The sequence below is a fragment of the Streptomyces sp. NBC_00341 genome, from assembly GCF_041435055.1.
In the GTDB taxonomy this organism is placed as follows: Bacteria; Actinomycetota; Actinomycetes; order Streptomycetales; family Streptomycetaceae; genus Streptomyces.
The window spans coordinates 3,187,032-3,204,110 of record NZ_CP108002.1 but is presented as its reverse complement, the minus strand read 5'-3'; the positions used below and the strand labels follow the sequence as shown (position 1 = coordinate 3,204,110).

The 17,079-nt window shown below is 69.4% G+C and carries 21 protein-coding genes; 9 read left to right on the top strand and 12 right to left on the bottom strand.

The genetic code is table 11. The features are described from left to right. Positions 1-40 precede the first annotated feature (40 nt). The 6 genes from OG892_RS14375 to OG892_RS14350 all read right to left on the bottom strand — a co-directional run bounded on the left by OG892_RS14375 (position 41) and on the right by OG892_RS14350 (position 5,053). On the bottom strand, positions 41-655 hold the full coding sequence (locus OG892_RS14375) for a winged helix-turn-helix domain-containing protein (protein ID WP_327337105.1): 615 nt from the start codon (positions 653-655) through the stop codon (positions 41-43). Between the two features lie 132 nt (positions 656-787). Then, positions 788-1,768 carry a glycine betaine ABC transporter substrate-binding protein gene (locus OG892_RS14370; RefSeq protein WP_371629358.1) on the bottom strand — a complete coding sequence of 327 codons (981 nt, stop codon included), beginning with the start codon at positions 1,766-1,768 and terminating at the stop codon, positions 788-790. Beyond that, positions 1,765-2,664 (bottom strand): ABC transporter permease, encoded by a 900-nt coding sequence (locus OG892_RS14365; protein WP_073738200.1) that lies wholly within the window; start codon positions 2,662-2,664, stop codon positions 1,765-1,767. The genes OG892_RS14370 and OG892_RS14365 overlap by 4 nt, the downstream gene beginning before the upstream one ends. Then, on the bottom strand, positions 2,661-3,923 hold the full coding sequence (locus OG892_RS14360; RefSeq protein WP_371629357.1) for an ABC transporter ATP-binding protein: 1,263 nt from the start codon (positions 3,921-3,923) through the stop codon (positions 2,661-2,663). The genes OG892_RS14365 and OG892_RS14360 overlap by 4 nt, the downstream gene beginning before the upstream one ends. Then, positions 3,916-4,563: an ABC transporter permease gene (locus OG892_RS14355; RefSeq protein ID WP_073738202.1), complete on the bottom strand. Its 648-nt coding sequence runs from the start codon at positions 4,561-4,563 to the stop codon at positions 3,916-3,918. The genes OG892_RS14360 and OG892_RS14355 overlap by 8 nt, the downstream gene beginning before the upstream one ends. 16 nt (positions 4,564-4,579) lie before the next feature. Then, positions 4,580-5,053 (bottom strand): Lrp/AsnC family transcriptional regulator, encoded by a 474-nt coding sequence (locus tag OG892_RS14350; RefSeq protein ID WP_327337101.1) that lies wholly within the window; start codon positions 5,051-5,053, stop codon positions 4,580-4,582. Positions 5,054-5,187: 134 nt separating this feature from the next. Here OG892_RS14350 and hppD point away from each other — a divergent pair, with 134 nt between their 5' ends. Both hppD and OG892_RS14340 read left to right on the top strand, forming a co-directional pair. After that, complete coding sequence (gene hppD, locus OG892_RS14345) at positions 5,188-6,333, top strand: 4-hydroxyphenylpyruvate dioxygenase (RefSeq protein ID WP_371629356.1); 1,146 nt, start codon at positions 5,188-5,190, stop codon at positions 6,331-6,333. A gap of 145 nt (positions 6,334-6,478) precedes the next feature. Next, the gene (locus OG892_RS14340) at positions 6,479-7,252 is read left to right on the top strand and encodes a glycosyltransferase family 2 protein (RefSeq protein WP_371629355.1); all 774 of its coding nucleotides are present in this window, start codon (positions 6,479-6,481) and stop codon (positions 7,250-7,252) included. A 50-nt stretch (positions 7,253-7,302) separates the two neighbouring features. On the opposite strand, the gene OG892_RS14335 is transcribed toward OG892_RS14340, so the two are convergent. The 3 genes from OG892_RS14335 to OG892_RS14325 form a co-directional block, all read right to left on the bottom strand. Continuing rightward, entirely contained in the window at positions 7,303-8,319 is a 1,017-nt protein-coding gene (locus OG892_RS14335; protein WP_371629354.1) for a tetratricopeptide repeat protein, read from the bottom strand. Between the two features lie 227 nt (positions 8,320-8,546). Continuing rightward, on the bottom strand, positions 8,547-8,744 hold the full coding sequence (locus OG892_RS14330) for a DUF397 domain-containing protein (protein ID WP_328866909.1): 198 nt from the start codon (positions 8,742-8,744) through the stop codon (positions 8,547-8,549). Positions 8,745-8,767: 23 nt separating this feature from the next. Continuing rightward, positions 8,768-9,619: a helix-turn-helix transcriptional regulator gene (locus OG892_RS14325; protein WP_328866910.1), complete on the bottom strand. Its 852-nt coding sequence runs from the start codon at positions 9,617-9,619 to the stop codon at positions 8,768-8,770. Positions 9,620-9,850: 231 nt separating this feature from the next. On the opposite strand from OG892_RS14325, the gene OG892_RS14320 reads away from it, so the two are divergent. From OG892_RS14320 to OG892_RS14310, 3 genes are read left to right on the top strand one after another with little or no spacing between them, the layout of a single operon-like run. Continuing rightward, complete coding sequence (locus tag OG892_RS14320; RefSeq protein WP_327337097.1) at positions 9,851-10,141, top strand: hypothetical protein; 291 nt, start codon at positions 9,851-9,853, stop codon at positions 10,139-10,141. Further along, positions 10,141-10,560 (top strand): ATP-binding protein, encoded by a 420-nt coding sequence (locus OG892_RS14315; RefSeq protein WP_073738208.1) that lies wholly within the window; start codon positions 10,141-10,143, stop codon positions 10,558-10,560. The genes OG892_RS14320 and OG892_RS14315 overlap by 1 nt, the downstream gene beginning before the upstream one ends. After that, positions 10,550-10,981, top strand: coding sequence for a hypothetical protein (locus tag OG892_RS14310; RefSeq protein WP_143195112.1), 432 nt, complete (start codon positions 10,550-10,552; stop codon positions 10,979-10,981). Before OG892_RS14315 ends, OG892_RS14310 begins: the two co-directional genes overlap by 11 nt. Positions 10,982-11,014: 33 nt before the next feature. Here OG892_RS14310 and OG892_RS14305 read toward each other — a convergent pair whose 3' ends face one another. Both OG892_RS14305 and OG892_RS14300 read right to left on the bottom strand, forming a co-directional pair. Then, a complete protein-coding gene (locus tag OG892_RS14305; protein ID WP_371629353.1) occupies positions 11,015-11,560 on the bottom strand; it encodes a hypothetical protein in 546 nt (181 codons plus the stop codon). Between the two features lie 122 nt (positions 11,561-11,682). Beyond that, the gene (locus OG892_RS14300; RefSeq protein ID WP_073738210.1) at positions 11,683-12,480 is read right to left on the bottom strand and encodes an SDR family NAD(P)-dependent oxidoreductase; all 798 of its coding nucleotides are present in this window, start codon (positions 12,478-12,480) and stop codon (positions 11,683-11,685) included. Positions 12,481-12,739: 259 nt separating this feature from the next. Between OG892_RS14300 and OG892_RS14295 the strand changes: the two genes are divergently transcribed. From OG892_RS14295 to OG892_RS14280, 4 genes are all read left to right on the top strand, one after another. Beyond that, complete coding sequence (locus tag OG892_RS14295; RefSeq protein ID WP_073738211.1) at positions 12,740-13,297, top strand: SigE family RNA polymerase sigma factor; 558 nt, start codon at positions 12,740-12,742, stop codon at positions 13,295-13,297. Next, positions 13,294-14,022 carry a PASTA domain-containing protein gene (locus OG892_RS14290; protein ID WP_371629352.1) on the top strand — a complete coding sequence of 243 codons (729 nt, stop codon included), beginning with the start codon at positions 13,294-13,296 and terminating at the stop codon, positions 14,020-14,022. Before OG892_RS14295 ends, OG892_RS14290 begins: the two co-directional genes overlap by 4 nt. 441 nt (positions 14,023-14,463) lie before the next feature. Beyond that, positions 14,464-14,613 (top strand): hypothetical protein, encoded by a 150-nt coding sequence (locus tag OG892_RS14285; RefSeq protein WP_371629351.1) that lies wholly within the window; start codon positions 14,464-14,466, stop codon positions 14,611-14,613. Further along, entirely contained in the window at positions 14,606-14,938 is a 333-nt protein-coding gene (locus tag OG892_RS14280) for a hypothetical protein (protein ID WP_371629350.1), read from the top strand. The genes OG892_RS14285 and OG892_RS14280 overlap by 8 nt, the downstream gene beginning before the upstream one ends. A gap of 402 nt (positions 14,939-15,340) precedes the next feature. On the opposite strand, the gene OG892_RS14275 is transcribed toward OG892_RS14280, so the two are convergent. Further along, positions 15,341-17,002 carry a tetratricopeptide repeat protein gene (locus OG892_RS14275; protein WP_371629349.1) on the bottom strand — a complete coding sequence of 554 codons (1,662 nt, stop codon included), beginning with the start codon at positions 17,000-17,002 and terminating at the stop codon, positions 15,341-15,343. Positions 17,003-17,079 lie beyond the last annotated feature (77 nt).

The following is a 17,079-nucleotide window of genomic DNA, read 5'->3' as shown; positions in this document are numbered from 1 at the left end:
GGGGTCGCCGGGTGGGTCGTTCGGCGGGTCGTCCGGCGAGTCATTCGGTCGGGCGCGGGAAGACGTGCAGGTGGGTGCGGACCAGGGCTGAGCCCTCGGTTCCCTCCGGGACCCGCCCCCAGTAGCTCTCGATGAGCTCGTGGACCTTCTCCGCCATTTCCAGGGCGAGTTCGGGCGTGAGGCGCATCTTGAAGTCGCTGAGGTCGGAGGAGCGCACCCACTCCTTGGGCCACTCGTGCGTGGTGCCGAGCCAGGTGTTCAGCTCCTGGGCGTGCCGGGTGGCGCTCTCGTGCAGGACGACTCCCATGGCGCCTCGGATCTCCGGGTCCGGGTCGCGGAGGAAGTCCGCGCCGTGTTCGAACGCCATGCCTCCGTGAACGGCCCTCCACCACCGCTCACGACCCTTGCCGCGCTCCGGGTCGTCCTCCACGAAGCCGTACGAGGCGAGCTGCCGCAGGTGGTAGCTGGTGGCGCCGCTGGACTCGCCGAGCCGGTCCGCCAGGCCGGACGCGGTCGCCGGGCCGAACTCCCGCAGGGCGGTCAGCAGCCGCATCCGCAGGGGATGGGCCAGCCCGCGCAGGGAGCGGGCGTCCACCGTGTGCATGTTGGGGGTGCCGTCCTGGCCGGCCTCTTCCCCGGCCTCTTTCTCTGTCATGCCCCAACCATAGAGTTACAAAGGAAGCTTTGCAACAGGTTCTTTGCATCGCTTTCTTTGTAACTCCGGACGGACGGATGGATGGGGGTGGATGGGGGTGGATGGGTGGACGGACGGGCGGGCCGCGGCCCCTCATCCCGTCTTGATGAACCCCTCCGCGACCAGCCAGTCCTTCGCCACCTTGTGCGGGTCGTCCCCGTCGACGTCCACCTTGGCGTTCAGCTGCTGCGCGACCTCCGTGGTCAGCCGGGCGCTGAGCGGGTCCAGCAGGGCGGCGATCACCGGGTACTTCTCGAAGGTCGGGGTGTGGATGACGGGCGCCGCGTTGTAGTTGGGGAAGAAGTTCTTGTTGTCCGTCAGCACATCGAGGTCCATCGCCTTGATCCGGCCGTCGGTGGTGAACACCTCGCCCAGCAGGCAGGAGTTGGACTTCGACACCTGGGTGTAGACGATCCCGGCGTCCATCTTCTTGATGTTGCCGCCGGGGATCGACATCCCGTACGCCTTCTCCATGCCCGGCAGTCCGTCGTTGCGGGAGGCGAACTCGTTCTCCACGCAGACCGTCACCGCCGAGGGGTTCTTCTTCGCCAGCGCGGCGACGTCGGAGAGCGTCTTCAGGTGGTACTTCGCGTTGTTCCGCTTGCTGATGGCGAGCGCGTACGTGTTGTTCAGGGTGGACTGCGGCAGCCACGTCACCCCGTTCTTCCGGTCCGCGTCGCGCACCGCCTCCCACTGCTTCAGCGGGCTGACGATCGGCTTCGAATGGCCCAGATAGGTGATCCAGGCGGTGCCCGTGTACTCGTACATCGCATCGGCGTCGCCCTGGCGGATCGCCTCGCGCGCGCTGATCGAGCCGGGCAGGTTCGTCCGGTCGAGCACCTCGGCCCCGGCGGCCTTGAAGATCAGGCCGATCATCTGGCCCAGGATGATGTTCTCGCTGAAGTTCTTCGAGGTGACGGTCAGCGAGGCGCCGTCCAGCGGCTCGCCCTTCCCCACGGACCCCGGCTTCACGTCGTCGACCATCGGGGACCCGCTCTTCAGGCCGCACCCGGAGAGCACCAGCGCCAGGGCGGCCGCCGCCACCGACGCCGTACGCAACCACCTCCTCCTCATGCCCCCGCCTCCAGTCCGCGCGGTGTCAGCACGACCTCGACCAGCGACGCCAGCCAGTCCACCAGCAGCGCCAGCACCACCGTCAGTACGGAACCGAGCACCAGCACCGGCATCCGCTGGGTCTGGATGCCCGAGGTGATCAGGTCCCCGAGCCCGCCGCCGCCGCCGAACGTCGCCAGGGTCGCCGTGCCCACGTTGAGCACCAGCGCGGTCCGTACCCCGGCCAGGATCAGCGGCACCGCGAGCGGCAGTTCGACCTTGGAGAGCGTCCCCATCGCGGACATCCCGATCCCGCGCGAGGCCTCCACCAGGGTCGGCTCGATGGCGTTGAGGCCGGCGACGGTGTTGGAGAGCACGGGCAGTACCGCGTAGATCACCATGCCCGTGATCGCGGTCGACGGGCCGATGCCCAGCCAGATGACCAGCAGTGCCAGCAGCCCGATCGCCGGGGCCGCCTGACCGACGTTGGCGATCGCCGTGACCACCGGGGCGGCCTTGTTCAGCCCGCGCCGGGTCAGCGCGATGCCCAGCGGAATGGCGATGATCAGTACCCAGAAGGTCGAGATGGCGGTCAGCCTGACGTGCTGCCACCAGCGCAGTTCGACGGTGTCGCCCGCGAGTGAGTTCTCCGCGATGGCGTCGAGGTGGACGTTGTTGATCCATACGTAGGTGACGATCAGAACCACCGCGAGCGCCGCGGGCACCGTCACCAGCTTGCGCCAGGTGATCCGGCGGGCCGGCCGGGCCGCGGCGGGCGGCGGCTCCTCCTCCTCTTCGTCACGGAAGGCGTGGCCCTTGACGTCGTGCTCGCCCGGCGGGCGGTCCCGGTCGGACGCGGGGACCGGACCGGTGGGGCCGGGGTCGGAGGGGCCGGGGGAGCGAGAGCTGGGAGTCATACGTCCGCACCGCCCTCCAGCTCCTGCACGGTCTGGTTGCCGCGCAGTTCCTGGAGCTCGTGCTGGTGCTCGATGGCGGTGAGCCGGTCGGCCTCCAGCAGTTCGTGCACGGAGTTCATCAGGGTGTGCATGTCGACGACCCCGATGAACTCGCCGCGCCGCCCGGTCACCGCGACCCGCCCGCCGCTGTCGGTCAGCACCGCTTCCAGCGCGTCGTGCAGCGTGGCGTCCCTGGTCACCGTGTCGTGCACGAGCTGTCCGGCCCGCGCCAGTGAACCCCGGGCGCGCATCAGGTCGCCGCGCCGCAGCCACTTGTAGGGGCGGTTCCTGCGGTCCAGCATCAGCAGTTCGTTGTGCGGGCCGCCGCCCAGTTTGTTGAAGACCGACTGGAGCGGGTCGTCGACCGTCACCGTCGGGAACTCGGCGATCTCCACGTCCCGTACCCGGGTGAGGTTGAGCCGCTTCAGTGCCGCACCGGCCCCGACGAAGCCCGAGACGAAGTCGTCCGTCGGGTTGGTCAGGATGGCCTCCGGGGTGTCGAACTGCGCGATGTGGGAGCGCTCGCGCAGCACGGCGATCCGGTCGCCCAGCTTGATGGCCTCGTCGAAGTCGTGGGTGACGAAGACGATGGTCTTGTGCAGTTCGTGCTGGAGCCGGATCAGCTCGTCCTGGAGGTGGTCGCGGGTGATCGGGTCGACAGCGCCGAACGGCTCGTCCATCAGCAGCACCGGCGGATCGGCGGCCAGCGCCCGCGCCACGCCCACCCGCTGCTGCTGACCGCCGGAGAGCGCACGCGGATAGCGGCCGTGGTACTCGCGCGGGTCGAGGCCGACCAGGTCGAGCATCTCCTCGACCCGGTCCTTCACCTTCGACTTCGACCAGCCGATCATCTTCGGCACCAGGGCGATGTTCTCCGCGACCGTCATGTGCGGGAAGAGCCCGGACGACTGGATCGCGTACCCGATCTTCCGGCGCAGCTTCACCGGATCCATGTCGGTGACGTCCTCGTCGCCGATCCGGATCCGGCCGGACGTCGGCTCGATCAGCCGGTTGATCATCTTCAGGGTGGTCGACTTCCCGCAGCCGGACGGGCCGACGAGGATCACGGTCTCGCCGGCCTTGATGTCCATCGAGACGTTGTCCACGGCCGGGCTCGGGTTGCCCGGATAGAGCTTGGTCAGGTTCTCCAGCTGGATGGTGGCACCGGAGGTGGCGTTGACTGCGGGTTCCTGTCCGTCTTCCGCCGCGGTCTCAGACACGGATCCCCCGCGGGATGGTCAGACGCCCCAGCAGCACCAGCGCGGCGTCGAGGATCAGGGCGAGAATGACGATGCCGAGCGTGCCCGCGAGCACCTGATTGAGCGCGTTGGCACTGCCCAGCGAGGCGATACCGCGGAAGATCTCGTTTCCGAGCCCCGGCCCGGAGGCGTACGCGGCAATGGCGGCGATGCCCATCAGCATCTGGGTGGCGACCCTGATACCGGTGAGGATGGGCGGCCAGGCGAGCGGAAGTTCCACCTTGCCGAGCCGGGCGAGCCGGGACATCCCGATGCCCTTCGCCGCGTCCACCAGCGCCGGGTCGACGCCGCGCAGCCCGACGATGGAGTTCCGGACGATGGGCAGCAGCCCGTACAGCGTCAGCGTGATCACGGTCGGCGCCACACCGAGTCCGACCAGCGGGATCAGCAGACCGATCGCGGCGAGGGACGGAATGGTCAGGATGGCCGCCGTCGAGGTGATCGCCAGCGAGCCGCCCCAGCCGCTGCGATAGCTGACGACGCCGATCAGCACCCCCAGCGCCGTCGCGATGACCATGCACTGGAACACGGCGCTGACGTGCTGGTACGCGTCGGTGAGCAGCTGCTGGTGCTGATTGCCCAGATACTCCCAGAAGCTCAACTCGGCACTCCTCGGCTCAGTTGACGTCCTCCGCCGCCTGTTCGACGAGGGGGATGATGCGCAGGGGTACGGGGTTCTCCATGACGATGGCCGTGGAGGCCCGGACAATGCCATCAAATCCGACAACGAGGTCGATCACCCGCTGGAGATCCGCGTTGGAACGGGCCACGAGCCGGCAGAACATATCGCCCTGGCCGGTGGTGGTGTGCAGTTCAAGTACCTCCGGTACGCCACTCAAGTGCGCCCGTACGTCGGTCCCTTGGCCCTGTTTGATCTCCAGCGTCGCGAAAGCGGTGACCGGGTAGCCGAGGGCCGCCGGGTCCACGTCCGGACCGAATCCGCGGATGACGCCATTCGACTGAAGACGGTCGAGGCGCGCCTGTACCGTCCCGCGCGCCACGCCGAGCCTGCGCGAAGCCTCCAGTACCCCGATCCTGGGTTCACGCGCCAGCAGCACGATGAGCCGCCCGTCCAGGTGATCGATCGCCAAGGTCCGCCTCCGGGGAGTCACAGGGATGGTCAGCATGTACAGATAGCCCGCCCATCATGGCCAACCACTGCACAGACTGCCCAGTGATTTCGCAAACTGTTGCGCACCTTGCGAAGCGGGGAGAACCTTCGGACATGACTGAGACGATGCACAGCACCCCCGACAGTGCACGGCAGGCCGACCCCTTCCCGGTCAAGGGAATGGACGCCGTCGTCTTCGCCGTCGGCAACGCCAAGCAGGCCGCGCACTACTACTCCACCGCCTTCGGCATGAAGCTGGTCGCCTACTCCGGACCGGAGAACGGCAGCCGCGAGACGGCCAGTTACGTCCTGACCGCCGGTTCCGCCCGCTTCGTCTTCACCTCCGTCATCAAGCCGGCCACGGACCACGGCCGCTTCCTGGCGGAGCACGTCAACGAGCACGGCGACGGCGTCGTCGACCTGGCCATCGAGGTCCCGGACGCCCGCGCCGCGTACGCCTACGCGGTCGAGCACGGCGCCCACGGCCTGACCGAGCCGCACGAGGTGAAGGACGAGCACGGCACCGTCGTCCTGGCCGCCATCGCCACGTACGGCAAGACCCGCCACACCCTCGTCGAGCGCGGCGGCTACGACGGCCCCTACCTCCCCGGCTACGCCGCGGCCGAGCCGATCGTCGCGCCGCCCGCCAAGCGCACCTTCCAGGCCATCGACCACTGCGTCGGCAACGTCGAGCTCGGCCGGATGAACGAGTGGGTCGGCTTCTACAACAAGGTCATGGGCTTCACCAACATGAAGGAGTTCGTGGGCGACGACATCGCCACCGAGTACTCCGCGCTCATGTCCAAGGTGGTCGCGGACGGCACCCTCAAGGTCAAGTTCCCGATCAACGAGCCGGCCGTCGCCAAGAAGAAGTCCCAGATCGACGAGTACCTGGAGTTCTACGGCAGCGCGGGCGTCCAGCACATCGCGCTCGCCACGAACGACATCGTCGCCTCCGTGAAGGCGATGCGCGCGGCCGGCGTCCAGTTCCTGGACACCCCGGACTCGTACTACGACACGCTGGGCGAGTGGGCCGGCGAGACCCGGGTGCCGGTGGAGACCCTGCGCGAGCAGAAGATCCTCGTGGACCGCGACGAGGACGGCTACCTGCTCCAGATCTTCACCAAGCCGGTCCAGGACCGTCCTACGGTGTTCTTCGAGATGATCGAGCGCCACGGCTCGATGGGCTTCGGCAAGGGCAACTTCAAGGCCCTGTTCGAGGCGATCGAGCGCGAGCAGGAGCGCCGCGGCAACCTCTGAGCGACGCGGGAGTGACCGCGACGGGCGGGCCGGATTCTCTCCGGCCCGCCCGTCGCGGTTTGCGGGGCGGCCACCTGCGTGTCAGCTCTTGCCCGATGCGGTGCTTGAATGGACCGTCGTTCCTGATCCCGCAAGGAGATGCGCTGTGCCCCTGGTGTCTGTAGTGATGCCCGTGTACAACTCGGCCGCGACGCTGGGGGCAGCGATCCGGTCGGTGCTCACGCAGACCCATAGCGATCTGGAACTGCTGGTCACCGACGACCAGTCCTCCGACGGCTCCATGGACCTGCTCCGCGAGTTCGCCGCCCAGGACGAGCGCGTGCTGCCGGAGTCGGCGCCCGAGCGGGGCGGTGCGGGCCGCGCCCGCAACCTCGCGATCGAGCGCGCCCGCGGGGACTACGTGGCCTTCCTCGACTCCGACGACATGTGGCTGCCGGAGAAGGCCGAGAAGCAGCTCGCCTTCGCCGCGGAGGCCACCGCGCCTCTGACGTTCACCTCGTACTTCAAGATGGACGCCGACTACCCGGGCGACAGCACCGACTGGGTCCCGAACGGGCGGGTCATCCCCGCGCGGGCGCACGTGGACTACCGCGCGATGCTGGTCAAGGACTACATCGGCGCCCTCACCGCCATGTACGACCGCAACGCCCTGGGCACGAGGCTCATGCCGGAGATGCGCAAGCGCCAGGACTACGCCCTGTGGCTGTCGATCATGCGCGACGGCGCCGACGCCCGCGGCCTCGCCGAACCGCTCGCGGTGTACCGGGCCCACCAGGCGGGATCGCTGTCCTCGAACAAGCTGTCGCTCGTCCCGTACAACTGGAACCTGTACCGCGAGCACGAGCACCTCTCGGTCCCCCGGGCGACGCGCGCACTGGCCGGCGCGGTGTGGCAGTCGCTGCGGAACTCGCGCGTCTGACCCGGGGCACGGGCCGGGAAGCCGGGCGTGGGGTGTCCGCGGTGTCTCAACTAGAGCGTGTCCGCACGTTCTTTGAGTTCCGCGACGCCGAACACTCCGTGGAGGCGGTCGAGGTCCAGCCGGGCGCGCATGTCGTGCAGGGCGTCGTGGACCTTCATTGAGCGGATGCCGACGGTGCAGTCGAGGAATTCGTTCCATACGGCGACCGCGCCGTCGACGTCGTCGCGGCGGAGCCGGACTTGACCGAGGTCGGCGAGGACCATGGCACGGGTGCGCTTGCGGTCGATTCCGTGGATGTCGAGCGCGAGGTGCAGGTGCTCTTCGGCGGCGTCGAGGTCTCCGAGGCGGGCGAGGACCATGCCGGACTCGTGCGCCCAGCGCCCCGGCGAGTAGTGGGCGGCCCAGGATTCCCCCGGGACGGCGGGAGCACTCTCGATGGCAGTCTGTGAGGCGGCGAGAGCCTTGGCGGCGGTACGAGGGTCGCCGTCGGTGGCGGCGGCGTTGGCGAGGGTGGCGTTGTAGTAAGCGATGGCCCGCGGCTCATCGAGGTGGCGGGCGAGGCGGACACATTCCTCGGAAATGCGTACCCCGGCCGCCCGGTAGTTCAAATCGATGCACTGGACGGCGAGCCCGCGGAGGGCGGTCGCGGCCAGTTCGGCGTGGCCGGCCTCCCGGGCCATCTGATACGACTCCTTGAAGTACTCCTGGGCCATGCCCTGGTTGCCTTCATCTTGCGCCATCCATCCGGCGAGGTGGACGAGCTGGGCGACGGAGGCGAAGAGTTCGCGGCCGGTGGCCTGGGTGTAGCTGCCCTCCAGCCAGGGGCGGACGTCCTGGGTGAGGTAGCGGACCGCCAGGTGACGGGCGTGGCCGCCGCCGAGCTCGGAAGCAGCATCGCCGAGCGTGGTGGTCATGTGCCGGACGGCGGTGACCTCGCCGAGGCCGACGGTCACGGTGGCGCCTGCGTCCGCGGCGGCGGTACGGCGGGTGATGCTGTCGGGGTCGGGCAGGGAGAGCGCGCTGAGGGCCGCGGCGCTGGAGGCTGCGAGGAACTGCCGACGGTGCAAGTCTGACTCTCCTAACCGGACGACCGAGGCCACGGTATCGGCCCCGGCTCACCGCGTGGGGCTCGCGCTTGGGCAAGTTCAGCGCGGAAAGCGCCTGGTTGTGCGCGGTCGTCAACCGGGGCAGACGCACTGTCGCACCGGGCGCGAGGGACAACCTCTACACGCTGCCGGGATACGACTACGGGCGGGCCGGGAGCTCCGGCCCGCCCGTCGCGGGCAGCGCGTGCTCAGCGGGGCTGCTTGGCGTCCTCGACGAAGGCGGCCCAGGCCCGGTTGCCGAGGATGAGCGCGGGGCCGGTGGGGTTCTTGCTGTCGCGGACGGCGGTGCGGGCGGTGAGGCCCGCGACCTCTATGCAGTCGCCGCCTTGGCCGCTGTAGCTGCTCTTGCGCCATGCTGCGGCCTCAAGGTCAGGGGTGCTCGTCACTGTCTACCTCTCCATGTCACGCTCTACATCTCCTGCCGCGCCTTGGTGATCAAGTTCAAACTGTCCCCGGGGCTCAAGGCGATGGACCGAAGCGAGTCGAAGATCAGCGTATATTCCTCGGTCTCTTCGGGAGTCTCCATGTACAGCGTCCCCGTTCGATGCTCCACGCAGACGACGGGAGAGAACGATGCGTTGGGGAAGCCGAAGAGAACGAACGAACCGGCCAGCCCGGCGTGTGCTCCGGCTCTGTCAGGAATGATCTGTACGTCGACATTCGGCTGCTCCGTCATGGCCGCCAGGTGGTCAAGCTGCCGACGCATGACCTGGGCGCCGCCTACTTGCAGGCGCAGAGCAGCTTCGCCCTCGATGACGCACAGGCGAGGCGGCTCTGGACTCCGCAGAATCTCCTGGCGCTTCATCCGGGCCGTGACGAGGTCGTCAATCGCCTCTCCGTCAAGCGTTGATGGCGGGGCCGACAGGATGGCTCGCGCGTAGTCGGGTGTCTGAAGAAGTCCGGCGATCAGGTTGTTCTGACAGGACCTGATGTAGTCGGCCGTCTTCTCGTAGTCGATGAAGTCCATGTACGAGGGGCGGGCGAGCCCCGCGCGCTGCACCCACCCCGGTTCGCGGCTGCGTTGAGCCAGCGACACCATGCCGTCGACCTGCGCCGCGCTCTCGACCCCGTAGAAGGACAGAAGATCGCGCAACTCGCCCAAAGAGATGCCCAGTCTGGCCTTCTCGATCCGGTTGATCTTCGTGCGATGACAGCCGATGCGTTGTGCCGCATCTTCAGGGGTTTTGCCTGCCGCCTCGCGGTACTCGATCAGCAGCGAGGCGAGTCGACGACGTCGAACAGTTGGGCGTGATGCGGCCATAAGTCCCCCTTGACGATGGGCTGACGGGGAGAAGCGTACCGACGCTAAAAGATCATGGGTCGAGTTCCAAAGAGTCACTTGCGAGATGCGCGCGAGCAGAGCACTCTGGTGCCATCATCACTCAGTGTGCGATGGCGGTGACGCCTCGCGCTGTCCGTGGTGCGCACGCAAAAGACCCCCGCGACCTGCACCGGTCCGGGGGCGTGGCCCACGCCCTCCAGGAGCGTCGACATGAAGCATGTTATCGACTGGTTGTTTGGCCCGCTGCGGCGATCCATGAAGCCGCCCCCTCAACTCCGTCCCCTCCCACCGCCCTTCCCGGTCAGGCCCCGGTCCGGCGTCATCGCGCTGGCGGACGCGCGGCTGGCTGCCGCGCCCGGCCCCTACTCGCCCGCCGCCTGGGCCCGATGGGAGCGTGCCGCGAACCGGGAGCGGCGGGCGCGGCGGACCGTGTGGTGGCTGGCCGCGCACGGTGACTGTGCGAGGAAGGGGCTCATCCACGGTGTGGTGGTGGGGCGGTGATGCCAAAACAGGTGGTGCGGCGGTGGAGCCGGCATCCCCGGCAGGTCGGGCGGGCGCGCGCCGAACTGTGTACGGCACTCGCGAGTTGGGGACTGGTGCCGGTCACCGACACCGCGTTGCTCGTCCTGTCGGAGTTACTCACGAACGCCGGGCGGCACGCCCGGGTCTCGCCGGGCCGGGAGATCGAGACCCGCTTCGTCCGGCTGCCGGACGGCGTGCGGATCGAGGTGCACGACGCCTCGTCCGTCCGCCCGGTCCGCCGGGAGCCCGTGCCGGACGCGTGCGAAGGGCGCGGGCTGTTCCTCGTCGCCGCACTCGCGGACCGGTGGGGCGCTGCTGACCGCAACGGCCCGGGGAAAGCGGTCTGGGCGGAGTGCAGGCTGCCGTCGCAGACCGGAGGCGGTCCGGATGCCGTCTGAACAACTGCGGTGCGCGGTACGGATGAGGCGTGGCGACCTCGTACACGTACAGGGGGAGTGGCGTGAGGTGGGTGCCGTGCGGCTGGACCGGTACGCGACCGGCGGCATGGCCGTGGTGCTGACCTTCGCCGGAGGGGGCCGCCCGCTGCGCGTGCCCGCCGATCACCTGGTCACCGTGCCGCTACCGGAGCCGCCGAGGCCGCCGGGCTGGGCGTTCGTCGAGGACGCGTCCGACAGCCCGGCGGTGCACGAAACGGAGTGCACCACGTGTGGGGAGGGCCCGGAGCCCACCGTGTCCCAGGACGTTGCCGTACGGCAGCTGTGGTGCGCCGAGCACGCGGCCCGGACGGGGCACACCGGGTTCCTGGCCCTGCGCGTGGGGCTGCTGAGGGCGGTTGCGGTGGACGGGGTCCCTCATTGACGCGGTGTTCCCGACCCCGCGTGAGGGGGTCGGTCAGCCGAGCAGGCCCGTGTCGGCGCCGATCTTCTTTATGCACGCGTCCTCGGAGGCGAACAGGGTGATCACGCCGTTGTCCGCCAGGACCAGGTAGTTCGCTATCAGGGTCCAGCCGCGCTGCTTCAGGACCGTCCGGGACTCGGCGATGTCGCCATCTTTGCGCTTGCGGTCCTCCCGTTTCCGGGACAGCTGCCAGTCGCGCTCGCCCAGCTCGCTCACCACTCCCTCGAAACTGCTGAGGTCAACAGGCGTGGACTTGGTGCCGAAGCCCTTGAAGGCGACGGTGCACGATGCTGGCGAGCCGTCCGACCGTTCCTCGGCCGAGCGGGCGAAATCCGGTGCGTTCGCCGGAACGCCCGCGTCCGCGGTCGAGGTGTCCAGGTCCGTGCGTACGACTTTCTCCGGGAGAGGACCGGTGCCCTTGGGGCGGGGTGATGGCGACGAAGGGGCGGCTGCCCCGGTGTCGGCGTCGCTCGTGCCGCAGCCTGCGGCTCCGAGCGCGATGACCGCTGTCGCCACGGCAACCCAAATCGTCCTGCTCACGGTGTTCCCTCCCAGGTCGCGGGAGCGTGTGCCCCGCGTTCGAGAGGGGAGTTTTTCACGCTGTGCCGCCGCGACGGGCGCCGGGAGCCGCGCCTGCCGCAGCCCGTGCACCGCCGGAGGCGCTACACCGGGAGCATGGCGCGGCGTCCCGGCGCGGCGGACGACTGTGCCGTCATCCCGCCGTCCACCACGAGGAGCTGGCCGGTGAGGTAGCGGGACTCGTCGGAGGCGAGGAAGACCATGGTGTGGCCGATGTCCTCGGGGGAGCCCAGGTAGGGGAGGGCGTTGCCCCGCTTGAGGCTGTCGACCACTTCCTGGGGGAGGTTGTTCTCCAGGGCGGGCGTCACCACCGCGCCGGGGGCGATGGCGTTGCAGCGGATGTTCTGCGGACCGTACTGGGTGGCGACCGACTTGGTGATGCTGACCACTGCGGCCTTGACCGCGCCGTAGGAGGTCTGCAAGACGTCGCCGACGAGCGCGGCGACGGACGCGGTGTTGATGATCGAGCCGCCGCCGGCCCGGATCATGTGGGGGATCGCGTGCCGGGAACCCAGGAGCGTGCTGCGCATGTTGAGGGCGACGGCCCGGTCGAATTCGTCCATGTCCACGCGGAGCACGTCGAGGTCGGTACGCGGGTTGGTGCCGCCGACGTGGTTGCACAGGACGTTCAGGGCGCCGTACTCGTTCACCGTGGCGCTGATCATGTCCGCGATGGAGTCCTCCTCCATGACGTCCACCGTGAGGGGCAGTGCCTGACCGCCCGCCGCGGTGATGAGGGCGGCCGTCTCCTCGGCTGCCCGGGTGTCGTGGTCGGCCACGACGACGCGGGCGCCCTCCTTGCTCATGAGTTCGGCGGCGGCGCGGCCGATGCCGCTTCCGGCTCCGGTGATGACGGCCACTTTGTCGTGCAGACGGTTCATGTTCGTTTCCTTACGGTGCTTTCCCGGCAGCGTTGTGTACTATGCATGCCTTTTTCACGATACATATAGCGTGCACTATGCACAAACAATCGCCGGGCCGACCCGCGCCGCGTTGAACCCCTCCGTGTGACGCAGCTCTCAACTGGGCCGTGCAGCAGGCGAGACCCCTTCCCCGTCAAGAGGGGGACAGGAAGGGAGGAGCGCTGTGGATCTGGCAACCCAATGGAGTTCGCTGCGGTCCGAGGCGGCCCGGCCCGATGTGCCCGACCGGGCGGCTTTGGCGCAGGTGCCCACGGATCCGGGGACCGGCTTCCAGGCCTTCGTCGCCGCCCGTTCGGGCGCACTGTTCCGGGGCGCGCTGGTGCTGACCGGGAGCCGCGAGGCGGCCGAGGATCTGGTCCAGGAGACTCTGGAACGTACCTGCCGTCGCTGGCGCACCATCGCTGACAAGGACGCTCCGGACGCGTACGTGCGGCGGATCATGGTCAATCTGGCCAACGACAGATGGCGACGGTTCCGCCGTGTCGTGCCCCGGCACGATACGGGCGACGACCGGCCGGCCCCCGGCGACGACTACGGGCGCATAGACAGCCGGGACCAGCTCGTCCGGGCTCTGCAGGGGCTGCCGATAGGAATGCGCACCGTCGTGGTGCTGCGTTACTTCCACGACCTGTCGGACGCCGAGATCGCTGAGGACCTCCGGATCTCACCGAGCGCCGTCCGGTCCCAGATCACCCGCGGCCTCGAAAAACTCCGGGCCCAGGCGCCCGCACTCTCCGAACCTTCGTCACCGCAGCCCCGGAAGGGAACCCGATGAACGGCTACGGATCGCGGCCCCTGGACGGCGGCCCCGGTGACACCTCCTTCGAGCAGGAACTGGTATCCGCCTTGAACGACTTCGCGAACAACTCGCCCGCCCCCCACTTCGACGCCACCGGCATCCAGCGCCGCGCCCGCCGCAAGCGCGCCGGCCTCATCGCCGGGGTGGCCGCCGCCGTGGCCGTGGCCGGCGGCGGCACCGCCTTGGCCGCCATCACCACCGGCAGCCCGAACACGTCGAGTACCACCGCCGCGAGCAGCACGGATGCGACGACCGTGATGATCTCCGGCAAGAAGATCGATATGACGGGCTGGGATTCCGGTTCCGCGAAGGCTGCGTTGGTTCAGGTGGGGTTGAAGCTGGGGACGGTGACGGAGAAGTCGGTGCCCGACTGCAAGCCGACTTCTGTCCTCGGGGTGTCGCCGCACAGCCCGCAGAACGTGTCGCCGGGCGACACGGTCAACCTCACCCTCTGCTCCCGTTCTTCGGCTCCTGACACGGATGCGACGACCGTGATGATCTCGGGCAAGAAGATCGATATGACGGGCTGGGACGCTGGTTCGGCCAAGGCTGCGTTGGTTCAGGTGGGGTTGAAGCTGGGGACGGTGACGGAGAAGTCGGTGCCCAACTGCAAGCCGACCTCCGTCATCGGGGTGTCTCCGCACAGCCCGCACAATGTCTCGCCGGGCGACACGGTCAACCTGACCATCTGTATCCGCTGAGCCGAGGGTCTCCCCCGAGGTCCCGTCACCCTGCGCGCGGACGCAGAACCCTGGCGGGGCTCCGGTCATCGGACCGGGGCCCCGCCGCCGATACTGTCGCCGTCGCAGAACTTGATCGGGCCGGCTTGTGCGACTCAGCTCCTCACACGCACCGATGAGCAGCGGATCAGCCTCTGCGACGAACTCATCGGCATCGGCGGCGAACTCGGCGGCGTCGGGAAAGACGCTGGTGCTGATGTCACCTGACAGCCAGCCGACCAGGAACTCGACCGTGCCCACGGGATGGGCGTCGTAGTACCAGCCTCTCGGATTCCAGCAGACGACCGTCCACCCGTCCGGCTGCCCCTCGGTGAGCCAGCAGACCCGGTCTCCGTTGTCGGTTCCCGCCCACGGCAGGAGCCCGCCCGGCTCCGGGTAGAAGGGGTAAGGACACTTCTCGGAGTGCCTGCCGATCAGATGACTCCGGCGCAGTATCAAGAACTGGCCGCCCGTTACAACGGCGGTCCTGGCTGGCAGACCGACGACGCGCAGGCCTACGGTCGTGGCTTCGGGTACAACCTGGACCAGGCAAGGCAGGCACTGCATGACTGAGCAAGGCTTGAAGGAGCGGACGCAAGGGCCACCCATCAAGGCCGTCGTGACAGGTCTGTGTGCCACGATTCTGCTGGTGCTGCATGCCATCGGGGGGCTCTTCCTGCTGAACGCTCTGCTTGTCGAGCCCGAGGGGCCGTGGGACAGCACGGTCACGGACACCGCCCGGATGATGGCCGTCTTCGCCCTGTTGACCGAGGTGTTGGCCATCGTGGTTACGTGGGCGGTCGTCGCACTGCTACGTCTTCGGCGCTGGTGGTTCGCCATCCCGGTAGTGCTGATCCTCACGGCGACAGCGCGGATGGTGTTCGCGCCGGTTGCGTGACCCCCTCGGAGGGGGCGAGCTCCGGCTCGGCCTTGCCCAGCGGATCACATCGGGGCGTCGCAGAATCCCGAGCGCCTGTTCCTCGACGTCTCCGCCGGTGTGAGCGACCACGCCATCGGTCAGCTGGGCGTCGAGTTGCCTGCGCAGACGCAGCGCGGCGAGCTCGTGTCGCTTCACTGGCGACATCACCATGACGATCTCGCCGTGGCTGATCTCCGGGTACTCCAGACGGGGAGGCACGGTGAGTTCTGCGGCGAATTTGCGCAAACGACCGTACACGGTGTCGTTCATGCATTTGAGGATAGGGGCCTTGAGCGGCGCAGCTGCCGGTCGAGGCGGGCGGGCGGACGGGTGGGCCGGACCGTCCACCCGCCTGCCATGGGCGGGTGCCCCCTATGGACGTCAGTGGCCCGACGACGCCCCCGCCGCGCCCTGCTTCGGGGGTGCGGGGGACGGGGCCGGTGCCTGCGACGGGGCCGGTGCCTGCGGCGGGTCGGTTCGCTGCGGTGCCGGGGCCTGGGGTGGTGCCGGCGGGGGCGCGGGCTGCATGTCCTGGGGGCCGCCCGCCGGGGGCAGGCCCATGGTGTCCAGGGCCTCCTGCGCGTTCGGGGCGTCCAGGGGCGAGAACTGCGGGTTGGTGCGCAGCGCGTCCTCCAGGTTGCGGCGGGCCGGGCCGAAGTCGTTCAGCGCGCGCTGGACCATGCCCAGGTGGTACGCGTAAGAGGCGTTCTGGCCGCCCGTGTCGACCGCCTTCCGCGCGTACTCCAGAGCCGAGTCCGAATCGCCCGAGCGGTGCAGCGCCCAGCCCAGCGCGTCCGCCACCGCCGCGCTGCGGTGACCGAGGTCCCACTCCGCGCGCAGCTGCTCCACCGCCGCGTCCGCGTCACCGTGGGCTGCCTCGAAGCGGCCGAGGAGCAGGGCCTCGTCCACGCCCTGGGTCCCGGCCCGGGACAGCGCCTCGCGCAGCCGGGTGTACTGGTTGACGGAGTCGCCGTCCAGGCCCAGCGACTCGTACAGCTCGCCCAGCTCCAGCATGTACTCGGGCCGCGGGGACTTGGCCAGTGCGGCCTGGTAGTCCCGCTGGGCCTCGTCCGTGCGGCCGAGGGCCGCCAGCGCGCGGGCGCGGCCCGCGAGGGAGGCGTGGTGGGCGCGGTCGGTGCGCAGCGCAGCCCCGTACTGGGCCACGGCCTCCTCCGGTTCGCCCCGCTCCCAGGCCAGATCACCCAGCCGGGAGAGGCAGGCCGCCTTCTCCGCAGGTGTCTTCGCCCGGTTCGCGGCGTCCTGGGCGGTGGCGAGCGCGTCCTCGCGCCAGCCCCGGTCGCGGTACATCTCCGCCGTCCGGCCCAGCGCGGGCACCCCGGCCCGCAGCGCCGTGTACTTCTCCACCGCCGTGATCGCCGACTTCTGGTCGCCGAGGCCGTTGTACGCGTCGATCAGCTCCGGGTAGACCGTCCACTGCTTCGGCTGCCGGCGCCGTACCGTCTCGCCCCACTTCTTCGCCGTCACGAAGTCGTGCCGGGCGTTGGCGAGCGAGGCGAGGCCGACCCAGGCGGCCTCGTTCCCCCGGTCGCCCGGCTGCACGTTCAGCGACCGCTTCAGCGCCTGCTCGGCCCGGGTGTAGTACGCCGCGTCCGCCGCCCGCCGCCCCCACTCCACGTAGGCGGAGCCCAGCACCGCCCACGACTGCGCGTCGGAGGGATGGGTGCCCACCCACGCCTGCCGGTCCCCGATCAGCGATGTCAGATCGGAGAGCGAGGCGGGGGAGCCTGCCGCTGTCGCGGTCATCGCCCGGGAGACCGGACCGGACACCGGCGGCGCCGCGTCCTTGTCCTCGTCGGGCACGGCAACCACCGCACCCGTCACCAGCACCGCACCCGCCACCACGCCGAACGCGGCCCGGCGCAGCGTCGTGCGCAGCGAGGCGGGCGGCGGCTCGGCCAGGGAGGCGGGGTCCGGCGGCAGGGCCGGAGGGGATTCGCACGGCGGGGCGTAGGCGGTGTCCGGGGTCTCGGGGGAGTGGTCCGGCCCGGGGGCCGCCGGGGGCTGCTGCGGAGTGACGTCCATGCCGATCACTCTGCGTCAGTATGAAGATCGCACCGCGTCTTGGGATGGCAGGCGCTTACGGGTTCACACCAATGGGC